Source organism: Massilia sp. GCM10023247 (genome assembly GCF_042653325.1).
GTDB lineage: Bacteria > Pseudomonadota > Gammaproteobacteria > Burkholderiales > Burkholderiaceae_D > Telluria.
The window spans coordinates 52,424-62,817 of record NZ_JBHSIB010000027.1; the positions used below are offsets into that span (position 1 = coordinate 52,424).

Genomic DNA, 10,394 nt, shown 5'->3' on the forward strand with positions numbered 1-10,394 from the left:
TTTAATTCGGTGCCTCATGTATACGCACTAAGTACCGCATTTAACAGCGATATCTCAACAAGAAAAATTCCCCCGCGCGGGCGTTGAAACATTGGTCTGCCAGGCAGACAGCAGCTGAGGGAGTACGCTCGTGATCAATCTAGGTTCCTTGTTCGGAAAGTCGAGCCCGCCGCTTGCCGGGCTCGACATCAGCACCTCGGGCCTGCGCCTGGTCGAGCTGGCCGATGCCGGCAAGGGCGTGCTGCGGCTCGAGCGCCATGCGTTCGAAGCGCTGCCGCGCGGCGCCGTCGTCGACGGCAATATCGAAAACTTCGACCAGGTCGCCGAAGCGGTGCGCCGCATCTGGAAGAAGAGCGGCACCGGCGCCCGCCTGGTGGCGCTCGGCATGCCGCCTGCCGCCGTCATCACCAAGAAGATCATCCTGCCGGCCGGCATGGCCGAAGACCAGCTCGAAGTGCAGGTCGAGTCCGAAGCCAGCCAGTACATCCCGTTCGCGCTCGACGAGGTCAGCCTCGATTTCGACGTGGTCGGCCCGGCCGCCAATTCGCCGGACGACATGGAAGTCATGCTGGCCGCCGCGCGCCGCGAAAAAGTCGAGGACCGGGTTGCCATCGCGGAAGCGGCCGGCATCACCGCCACCGTGATGGACATCGAATCGTATGCCGCGCGCGCCGCGCTGGAGCGCGCAGCGCCCGGCGGCGCCGAGAAGATCGTGGCCCTGTTCCAGATCGGCGCCGGCATGACCCACGTCTCGATGCTGCAGAACGGCGACACCATCTACGAGCGCGAGCAGCCTTTTGGGGGCAATGCGCTGACCCAGGAAATCGTGCGCGCCTACGGCATGTCCTACGAGGATGCGGAGGCGCGCAAGAAGTCGGGCGACCTGCCGGAGAACTTCCGGGCGGACCTGCTCGCGCCTTTCCTCGAAAACGCCGCGCTGGAAGTGACGCGCGCGATCCAGTTCTTCTTCACCTCGACCCCCTACACCCGCATCGACCAGATCTGGCTGGCCGGCGGCAGCGCCCAGCTGCCCGGGCTGGCGGAGCTGGTCGGCGGGCGCACCCGCATCCCGACCGCCCAGGTCGCGCCGTTCGACGGCATGCTGCTGGCCCCGGGGCTGCGCGAAGCGCAGCTGCGCCTGGAGGGCCCGTCCTACCTGGTCGCCTGCGGCCTTGCCATGCGGAGGTTCGGCTGATGATCCGGATTAACCTGCTCCCGCACCGGGAAGCGAAACGCAAGCAGAAACAGGCGGCCTTCGTCGCCATGCTGGTGCTCGGCGGCCTGATCGGCGCTGCCGTGGTGCTGCTGGTCGGCGGCTGGAACGCCAGCCGCATCGCGATCCAGGAAGAGCGCAACAGCGTGCTGCGCACCGAGAACGCGGAACTCGACAAGAAGATCAAGGACATCGCGACCCTCAAGGAAGAGATCAACGCGCTCAAATCGCGCCAGCAGGCCGTCGAGGACCTGCAGGGCGACCGCAACCAGCCGGTCTACCTGTTCGACGAACTGGTGCGCCAGGCGCCGGAAGGGGTCTACCTGAAAGGCTTCGAGCAGCAAGGCCAGCGCGTGGTCCTGAACGGCTACGCCCAGTCGCAGGAACGCGTGGCCGAGCTGCTGCGCAACCTCTCCGGCAATTCGCCCTGGCTCGAGCGCCCGGAATTGACCGAAGTAAAAGCGGCCACGCTGACCCAGGACAAGATCGTGCGCAAGGTGGTCGAGTTCACGCTGGCCGTGGCGATCAAGCGCGCCCGCGCCGAGGACGAGACCGAGGCGCCAGGCAAGGCGTCCAGCGCCGCCACGGCCGGAGGAAGCACCCCATGAACATCGACCTGAAACAACTGGGCGCCGACCTGTCGGCGCAATTCCAGGGCCTCGAAGGCCGTCCGCCGGGCCTGTGGCCGCTGGCGCCGCGCCTGCTGTGCGCGGCCGGCGTGCTGGCGGCCGTCGTCGGGCTCGGCCATTTCCTGTACTGGAGCGGCCAGTTCGAGACCCAGGACCGGCTGGCGGGCGAGGAAACCGCGCTGCGCGACGAATACCGGCTGAAGGTGGCGCAAGCGGCCAACCTGGAAGCGCTGCAGGCGCAAAAGCGGCAGGTCGACCAGTCGGTCGAGCGCCTGGAAAAGCAGTTGCCGAGCAAGGCCGAGATGGCCGCGCTGCTGTCGGACATCAACCAGGCCGGCGTCGGCCGCGGCCTGCAGTTCGAGCTGTTCCGCCCCGACCAGATCGTCGTGCGCGACTACTACGCCGAGCTGCCGATCGCGATCAAGATCAGCGGCAGCTACCACGACCTGGGCGCATTCGCGGCCGACATGGCGCACCTGCCGCGCATCGTCACCCTGAACAACATGGCGCTCAAGGCGGACAAGGACGGCAAGCTGACCCTGGACGCGATCGCCAAGACCTTCCGCTACCTCGACGCCGACGAACTGGCGACGCAGAAAGCGGCACGCCTGAAGGCGAAAAAGGGCAAGCGCGCCACGGAGACCACGCCATGAGGAACTTGAACGGCGCACTGCTGCCGGCATTGCTGTTGCCCCTGCTGCTGGCCGGTTGCGGCGACAGCGACGTGCGCGAAGTGCGCACCTGGATGGAAGAGACCAAGGCCCAGACCCGGCCGGTGGTGAAACCGCTGCCGGCACCGAAGGAATTCGTGCCCTACGCCTATCGCCAGCAGGACGTGGTCGACCCGTTCAATCCGGAAAAACTGGCCGGACCGGGCGGCATGCCGCAAGAACCGAGCGCCGGGCAACCGGACCTGAACCGTCCCCGTGAAGCGCTGGAAAACTATCCGCTCGACACCATGCGGATGGTCGGTATGATGCAGAAGGGCGGTGTCAGTTTTGCATTGGTGCAAATCGATCGCAGCGTCTACCGGGTGAAGGCGGGGCAGCGCCTGGGCCAGAACTTCGGCCAGGTGGCGCGCATCACGCCCGCCGCGGTCGAGATCCGGGAAGTGGTACAGGACGCGGGCGGCGATTGGGTCGAGCGGATATCGAAGCTGGAATTGCAGGAAAGTAAGGAGATCGGGAAATGACCCCATTCGCAATGAAGTGCGTGGCGCTGGTGCTCGCGCTTGGTGCCGGCATCCAGTCGGCCTGGGCGCAGGAGAATGCGATCGAATCGATCAGCGCAAGCCAGCAGGGCGCCAACGTGGTGGTCAACATCGCCATGAAAAACGCACCGGGCAAACTGCCGCTCGGTTTCGCGATTACCAACCCGGCGCGCATCGCGCTCGACTTCGGCGCCACCAGCAATGCCACCGGCAAGAGCAGCCAGGAGATCAACCTCGGCGAAGTGCGCGGCGTGAACGTGGTGCAGGCCGGCGAGCGCACCCGCCTCGTGATGAACCTCAAACGTCCGGTCACCTACGCGACGGCGATCGACGGCAAGTCGGTGCTGGTGACGGTGCAGGGCGCGGGCGCCCAGCCCGCCGCTGCCGCGCCTGCGGCCTCGGCCTCGGCCCCTGCTACCGCCCCGCGCCAGCAGTTGCGCAACCTCGACTTCCGCCGCGGCAGCGACGGCGAGGGCCGGGTCGTGGTCGACCTGCCGAACGGTAATGTCGCGGTCGACGTGCGCCAGTTCGGCAACAAGGTGCAGGTCGACTTCTTCCAGACCGGCCTGCCGGAAACGCTGCGCCGCCGCCTCGACGTGACCGATTTCGGCACCCCGGTATCGACCGTGACGACCAGCCGCAACGGCGCCCACACGCGCATGGTCATCGAAGCGCAGGGGCGCTGGGAACAGTCCGTGTTCCAGAGCGACACCCAGCTGGTGGTCGCGGTGCGCCCGGTCAAGGAAGACCCGAACAAGCCCGGCCAGGGAGCCGGCGATTTCCGCGGCGAGAAGATCAGCTTCGACTTCCAGAACATCGAAGTGCGCGCCGCCCTGCAGGCCGTGGCCGATATTTCGGGCCTGAACATCATCGCCAGCGATTCGGTCGCGGGCAGCCTGACCCTCAAGCTGAAGGACGTGCCCTGGGACCAGGCGCTCGACGTCATCCTGCAGTCGAAGGGCCTGGACATGCGCAAGAACGGCACGGTGATCTGGATCGCGCCGAAGGAAGAGCTGCTGACGAAAGAAAAGCTCGAACTCGAGCAGCGCGCGCAGATTTCCGACCTCGAGCCATTGAAGTCGGAAATCTTCCAGCTGAACTACCAGAAGGCCGAGTCCTTCCGCACCGTGTTCGGCCTCGACGCCAACGGCGGCGCCACCGGCGACACCCGCAACCGCGTGCTCTCCAAGCGCGGCAGCGCCATCATCGACCCGCGCACGAACCAGCTGTTCGTCACCGATATCGCCTCGAAGATCGAAGACATCCGCATGCTGATCCAGAAGACCGACGTCGCCTCGAAGCAGGTCCTGATCGAAGCGCGCCTGGTCGAAGCGAACGACGGCTTCTCGCGCAACCTCGGCGCCAAGATCGGCTTTGCCGACCTGCGCGGCATGCGCGGCGGCGATGTCGGCTACGGCACCGGCGGCAACAACCGCGTTGCGCTCGGCGGCAACCTGACCGGCGTCGGCCAGATCACCGGCCAGACCCCGGACAAGGGCGACGGCTACACCAACACCACGATGGTGAACCTGCCGGCGGCCATGATCGGCGGCGTTTCGCCGTCGAGCATCGCCTTCTCCCTGTTCTCGTCGGCCGACAACCGCTTCCTGAACCTGGAGCTGTCGGCACTCGAAGCGGACGGCAAGGGCAAGATCATTTCCAGCCCGCGCGTGGTCACCGAAGACAAGATGGTGGCCGTGATCGAGCAGGGTATCGAATTGCCCTACCAGGTGGCGACCTCCAGCGGCGCGACCTCGATCGAGTTCAAGAAGGCGAACCTGCGCCTGGAGGTGACGCCGCAGATCACCCCGGACGGCAACGTCGTGCTCGATGTCGACGTCAGCAAGGACTCGAAGGGCGAAGAAACGCGCGCCGGCTTTGCGATCAACACCCAGCACGTGAAGACCAAGGTCATGGTCGAGAACGGCGGCACGGTGGTGCTGGGCGGTATCTACCAGCAATCCGAGCGCAACAACGAGACCAAGGTGCCGCTGCTGGGCGATATCCCGGTCGTCGGTTACCTGTTCAAGACCCAGGGGCGCGAGAAGTCGAAGACCGAAATCCTGGTCTTCATCACGCCCAAGATCGTGGCCGACCGCGTGGCCGGCGCGCGCTGAGCGCAGCCGCCACCGCTTTCGGCCCAGCGCCACACCGTCCCCAGCGACACGCCCCGGCGTGTCGCTGCGTCGTTTCAGGGACCGCATTTCATGCTGTTTGCATCGCCCACCATACCGAACAATCAACAAGAACTGGAACCATCATGCAGCACATCCCGACACGCACCTCGACCGCCGCGCAGGCACGCACGGCGGCCCTGACCCTGATCGCAGCGGCGGTCCTTTCCGCCTGCGGCGGCGGTGGCGGCGACCCCGGCGCGGTTGCGCCGCCGGTCGGCAGCGGCGGCGGCAGCGGCGGCACCACGCCGACCACGCCCGTCACCCCGGTCGCGACCGAAACCAAGGTCACGCTGGTCATGGTGGACGGTTCCGGCAATGCGATCAACAGCCTGTCGGGCGGGCAGACGGCGACGCTCAAGGCGACCGTCCTGAACCCGGCCGGCAAGCCGGCCGCCGGTGCGATCGTCCAGTTCGCGACCGCCACCGAGGGACTGGTGAGCTTCACGCCGGAAACCGGCTCGGCGCTGACGGACGCGAACGGCGTGGCGGTGGTGACGATCAAGCCGGCCAGCTATACGGTGGCCGGTGCCGTCGCCGTCAGCGCGACCTCGGTGGTCGAGGGCAAGACCGGGACCGGGGGTGTGAACCTGTCGATCGGCGCGGCGCCGCTGACGCTCGGCACGCTGGCGTTCGTGGATCCGCCGGCTGCCAGCCTGCCGGCATTCAGCACCCTGGCGTTGAAGATCCCGGTCAGCAGCGGTGGCAAACCTGCGACCGAATCGACCGGCCTTGTCCTGAGTTCGCTGTGCACGGGCGACGGCACGGCAAGTCTGGTGCCGAGCGGGATGAACGATGGCGTCCAGGTGGTGACCTATACCAACAATGGCTGCACCCGCGGCCGCGACCTCATCACGGCGTCGATCGGCAATTCGAGCCAGACGATTGCGCTGGACGTCAGCGCAGCGAACATCGGGGCCGTCCAGTTCACCAGCTCGAGCCAGAACGGCACGTCGATCGTGCTGAAGGGATCGGGCGGCCAGGGCCGGTCCGAATCGGCCCAGCTGACCTATCGCGTCGTCGACCAGCAGGGCAAGGGCCTGGCGGGCGTCGTCGTCGACTTCAGCGCCACCACCGATATCGGCGGCCTGGCCATCAGTCCGGCCCGTGCGACGACCGATGCTTCCGGCAACGTCAGCACGATGGTCTCCTCGGGCACCATCCCGACCCCGGTACGGGTGCTGGCATCGGCCAGCCGCAATGGCGCGACCATCACCGGCCTGTCCGACACGCTGATCGTGTCGACCGGCCTGCCGATCCAGCGCTCGATGTCGATGAGCGCGGAGCACTACAACATGGAAGGCGGCGACATCGACGGCACCCGTGTGAAGATCACGGTGCGCATGGCCGACCAATACGGCAATCCGGTATCGGACGGCACCGCCGTCAACTTCGTCACCGAAGGCGGCGCAGTCGGTACGCCGAGCCAGGGCGGCTGCACGACCGACGGCGACGGCTGCACGGTCGAACTGGTAAGCCAGAACTTCCGTCCCGCCGATCGCCGTGTCACGGTGCTCGCGTACGCGCAAGGCATCGAGAATTTCGTCGACCTGAACGGCGACGGCCAGTACAGCTGCACCAATTATGTCGACGCCAGCGGCAAGGTGCCGACCACCTATCGCCCGCTGGTCGATACCTGCGTGAGCGGCGGCGAGCCCTTCCCGGTGCCGCAGGACGACATGGGCGACCCCTTCCTCGATACCAACCTCGACGGCGTGTACGATGCGGCTGCCGGCGACAAGCCCTTCCCCTACGGTCACGCGAGCTACACGGCCAGTGGCGATGGCAAGTGGGGCTTGAACTACCTGCGCAGCTCGCTGGAGATCGTGTTCAGCGGTTCGTACGCGCGCATCAGGGAGCTGTGCCGCAACGGCACCTGCGCCACGACCTCGTATGCGGGCGGGGCCACGATCGCGATCGCCGGCGCGGCCGGGGCCAGTTGCGCGCCGCAGTTGATGTCGGTACGGCTGACCGATGCGCACAACAATCCGCTGCCGTTTGGCACGGAAGTGGCAGTGGTGTCGGCCAATAAATTGTCGGTCGGCGCGGTGTCGCCGGCTGCGATTCCGTCGACCAGCAGCGCCGGCGGAACCATCCATCAGTTCACGGTCACGCCGGACGTCGCGTGCGCTGCCGGTGATTTTACGCTCCAGACCAAGACGCCACAGGGTAAGATTACGGAGTTCAAGTTCACCGCCAACTGATGTGAAATCCGAAAATGTGTTTCTTGTCGGGCTGATGGGGTCTGGCAAGACCACAATCGGCCGGCAACTGGCGCGCCGGCTGGGCAAGCGCTTCGTCGATTCCGACCATGCGATCGAAGCCCGCACCGGCGCCACCATTCCCTGGATCTTCGAGATCGAAGGGGAGGCCAGCTTTCGCCGCCGCGAAGCCGACATGATCCGCGAGCTGACCAGCCAGCGCGGCATCGTGCTGGCCACCGGCGGCGGCGCCGTGCTCGACCCCGCCAGCCGGGCCTTGCTGGCCGAGCGCGGCACCGTGGTCTACCTGCGGGCCGGCATCGGCAGCATCCTCCAGCGTACCGCGCACGACAAGAACCGCCCGCTGCTCCAGACCGCCGACCCGCGCAAAAAGCTCGAGGAACTGCTGGCCCAGCGCGAGCCGCTCTACCGCGAGATCGCGGACCTCGTCATCGATACCGGCCGACCTAACGTACAATCGATGGTTCAGACCATTTTGGACCAGCTGGACGCGCTCGAAGCAGGACGCGCCCGGCGCGCAAGGGCGGCAACGATGAACGAACAAGCACATATCAACCTCAACGTCGAGCTGGGCGAGCGCAGCTACCCGATCGCCATCGGACCCGGCGTCATCAAGGATGGCACGCTGCTGGGCCGCCACATCGGCGGCAGCAAGGTCGCCATCGTCACCAACACCACCGTGGCGCCGCTGTACCTGGAAACGGTGGCGGCGCCGCTGCGCGCGGCCGGGCGCGAAGTGGTCGAGATCATCCTGCCGGACGGCGAGGAGCACAAGCACTGGGGCTCGCTGATGCAGGTCTTCGACGCCCTGCTGGCGCATAAATGCGACCGCAAGACCACCCTGGTCGCCCTGGGCGGCGGCGTGATCGGCGACCTTACCGGCTTTGCCGCCGCCAGCTACATGCGCGGCGTGCCCTTCGTACAGATCCCGACCACCCTGCTGGCACAGGTCGACTCCTCGGTCGGCGGCAAGACCGGCATCAATCACCCGCTCGGCAAGAACATGATCGGCGCGTTTTATCAACCGCGCGCGGTGCTGGCCGATACCGCCACGCTGGCGACCCTGCCCGACCGCGAACTGTCCGCCGGCCTGGCCGAAGTGATCAAGCACGGCGCCATCCTCGACGCCGTCTTCTTCGACTGGATCGAGGCGAACATCGACAAGCTGGTGGCGCGCGACGCCCAGGCGCTGTCGCATGCGATCGCGCGCTCCTGCGAGATCAAGGCCGAAGTGGTGCGCAAGGACGAACGCGAAGGCGGCCTGCGCGCCGTGCTCAATTTCGGCCACACCTTCGGCCACGCGATCGAGGCCGGCCTCGGCTACGGCACCTGGCTGCACGGCGAAGCCGTCGGCTGCGGCATGGTGATGGCGGCCGACCTGTCGCAGCGGCTCGGCTTCATCGACGCCGCCGCGGCCCGGCGCGTGCGCGCCCTGGTCGCCGCCGCGGGGCTGCCGACGGCGGCGCCGGACCTCGGCCAAGCGCGCTGGATCGAGCTGATGGAAGTGGACAAGAAGAACGAGGGCGGGGCGATCAAGTTCATTTTGCTCAAACCCCTGGGCAGCCCCAGCATCACCGGCGTACCGCAAGAACTGCTGCGCGCAACCCTGGCACACTGCGTGGACCCCTGCATACAACGATAAGGACCGCTCCATGATCGACTTCGACGCCCACCTGGCCCCGTATGCCGCGCACTCGTCGAAGTCGCGCGGCCGCCGCTTCGCGGAACCCGCGCCCGGCTCGCGCAGCCAGTTCCAGCGCGACCGCGACCGCATCATCCACTCGACCGCCTTCCGCCGGCTCGAGTACAAGACCCAGGTGTTCCTGAACCACGAGGGCGACCTGTTCCGCACCCGCCTGACGCATTCGATCGAGGTGGCGCAGATCGGCCGCACACTGGCGCGCAGCCTGCGCCTGAACGAAGACCTGGTCGAAGCCACCGCGCTCGCCCACGACCTCGGCCACACGCCTTTCGGGCACGTCGGCCAGGACGTGCTCAACGAGTGCATGGGCGACTACGGCGGCTTCGAGCACAACCTGCAAAGCCTGCGCGTGGTCGACCAGCTGGAAGAGCACTACGGCGCCTTCGACGGGCTGAACCTGAGTTTCGAGACGCGCGAGGGCATCCTCAAGCACTGCTCGCTGAACAATGCCCGCCTGCTGGGCGAACTCGGCCAGCGCTTCCTCGACAAGACCCAGCCCAGCCTGGAGGCGCAGCTGACCAATCTCGCCGACGAGATCGCGTACAACAACCACGACATCGACGACGGCCTGCGTTCCGGCCTGCTCACGATGGAGCAGATGATGGAGGTCGAGCTGTTCGCGCGCCACCGTCATGCGGTCGAAGCGCAGTACCCGGGCCTGCCGGGACGGCGCGCCGTGTACGAGACGATCCGCCTGATGATCACGGCGATGACGGCCGACCTGGTCGAGACCTCGGCCGCGCGTCTGCTGGAGGCGGCCCCGCAGAGCATCGACGACGTGCGCACGGCCCCGCCCCTGATCCGCTTCTCGGATCGGATGCGCACCGAGACCACGGCCCTGAAACGTTTCCTCTACGCGAACCTGTACCGCCACTTCAAGGTCAACCGCATGCGCGTCAAGGCCAGCCGCATCGTGCGCGAGCTGTTCGACGCCTTCATGGCCGACCCGGTGCTGCTGCCGCCGGATTACCAGGTCGACGGCGGCGACACCCAGAAGCAGGCGCGCAAGATCGCCGATTACATCGCGGGCATGACGGACCGGTATGCGATCCGCGAGCACAAGCGGATTTTTTCGCTGGACGAATTGTAGGGTGGACTCCGCCCACGCGGCTTCGCACGGACGCATGTCGAAACGGCGTCATCGATGTGCAACCGCCGCACCGCGTGGGCACGAGTGTGTTCAGCACAGGGACATCCTAAACACTTGGCTAGGGACATAGGTAACACCTTTTATGATCATTGCA

Annotated in this window: 8 protein-coding genes; all 8 read left to right on the forward strand. The window is 66.7% G+C overall.

The genetic code is table 11. The features are described 5' to 3' along the window. Nucleotides 1-130: 130 nt before the first annotated feature. The 8 genes from ACFPAH_RS22155 to ACFPAH_RS22190 all read left to right on the forward strand — a co-directional run bounded on the left by ACFPAH_RS22155 (nucleotide 131) and on the right by ACFPAH_RS22190 (nucleotide 10,240). Nucleotides 131-1,195 carry a pilus assembly protein PilM gene (locus ACFPAH_RS22155; RefSeq protein WP_379749669.1) on the forward strand — a complete coding sequence of 355 codons (1,065 nt, stop codon included), beginning with the start codon at nucleotides 131-133 and terminating at the stop codon, nucleotides 1,193-1,195. Continuing rightward, nucleotides 1,195-1,821 carry a PilN domain-containing protein gene (locus ACFPAH_RS22160; RefSeq protein WP_379749671.1) on the forward strand — a complete coding sequence of 209 codons (627 nt, stop codon included), beginning with the start codon at nucleotides 1,195-1,197 and terminating at the stop codon, nucleotides 1,819-1,821. The genes ACFPAH_RS22155 and ACFPAH_RS22160 overlap by 1 nt, the downstream gene beginning before the upstream one ends. Next, nucleotides 1,818-2,495 carry a type 4a pilus biogenesis protein PilO gene (locus ACFPAH_RS22165; protein ID WP_379749673.1) on the forward strand — a complete coding sequence of 226 codons (678 nt, stop codon included), beginning with the start codon at nucleotides 1,818-1,820 and terminating at the stop codon, nucleotides 2,493-2,495. The genes ACFPAH_RS22160 and ACFPAH_RS22165 overlap by 4 nt, the downstream gene beginning before the upstream one ends. Continuing rightward, on the forward strand, nucleotides 2,492-3,034 hold the full coding sequence (locus tag ACFPAH_RS22170) for a pilus assembly protein PilP (protein ID WP_379749675.1): 543 nt from the start codon (nucleotides 2,492-2,494) through the stop codon (nucleotides 3,032-3,034). The genes ACFPAH_RS22165 and ACFPAH_RS22170 overlap by 4 nt, the downstream gene beginning before the upstream one ends. After that, nucleotides 3,031-5,169 carry a type IV pilus secretin PilQ gene (pilQ, locus tag ACFPAH_RS22175; protein ID WP_379749677.1) on the forward strand — a complete coding sequence of 713 codons (2,139 nt, stop codon included), beginning with the start codon at nucleotides 3,031-3,033 and terminating at the stop codon, nucleotides 5,167-5,169. Before ACFPAH_RS22170 ends, pilQ begins: the two co-directional genes overlap by 4 nt. A 143-nt stretch (nucleotides 5,170-5,312) precedes the next feature. Further along, entirely contained in the window at nucleotides 5,313-7,430 is a 2,118-nt protein-coding gene (locus ACFPAH_RS22180; protein WP_379749679.1) for a hypothetical protein, read from the forward strand. A gap of 34 nt (nucleotides 7,431-7,464) precedes the next feature. Next, a complete protein-coding gene (aroKB, locus tag ACFPAH_RS22185; RefSeq protein ID WP_379749685.1) occupies nucleotides 7,465-9,090 on the forward strand; it encodes a bifunctional shikimate kinase/3-dehydroquinate synthase AroKB in 1,626 nt (541 codons plus the stop codon). A 10-nt stretch (nucleotides 9,091-9,100) separates the two neighbouring features. Continuing rightward, nucleotides 9,101-10,240 (forward strand): deoxyguanosinetriphosphate triphosphohydrolase, encoded by a 1,140-nt coding sequence (locus tag ACFPAH_RS22190; RefSeq protein WP_379749681.1) that lies wholly within the window; start codon nucleotides 9,101-9,103, stop codon nucleotides 10,238-10,240. Nucleotides 10,241-10,394: the final 154 nt, after the last annotated feature.

What these genes read in the sequence shown, in the direction of transcription:
- ACFPAH_RS22160 (WP_379749671.1), top strand. Translation starts at nt 1,195, where the DNA reads ATGATCCGGATTAACCTGCTCCCGCACCGGGAAGCGAAACGCAAGCAG.
- ACFPAH_RS22165 (WP_379749673.1), top strand. Translation starts at nt 1,818, where the DNA reads ATGAACATCGACCTGAAACAACTGGGCGCCGACCTGTCGGCGCAATTC.
- ACFPAH_RS22170 (WP_379749675.1), top strand. Translation starts at nt 2,492, where the DNA reads ATGAGGAACTTGAACGGCGCACTGCTGCCGGCATTGCTGTTGCCCCTG.
- pilQ (WP_379749677.1), top strand. Translation starts at nt 3,031, where the DNA reads ATGACCCCATTCGCAATGAAGTGCGTGGCGCTGGTGCTCGCGCTTGGT.
- ACFPAH_RS22180 (WP_379749679.1), top strand. Translation starts at nt 5,313, where the DNA reads ATGCAGCACATCCCGACACGCACCTCGACCGCCGCGCAGGCACGCACG.
- aroKB (WP_379749685.1), top strand. Translation starts at nt 7,465, where the DNA reads ATGGGGTCTGGCAAGACCACAATCGGCCGGCAACTGGCGCGCCGGCTG.
- ACFPAH_RS22190 (WP_379749681.1), top strand. Translation starts at nt 9,101, where the DNA reads ATGATCGACTTCGACGCCCACCTGGCCCCGTATGCCGCGCACTCGTCG.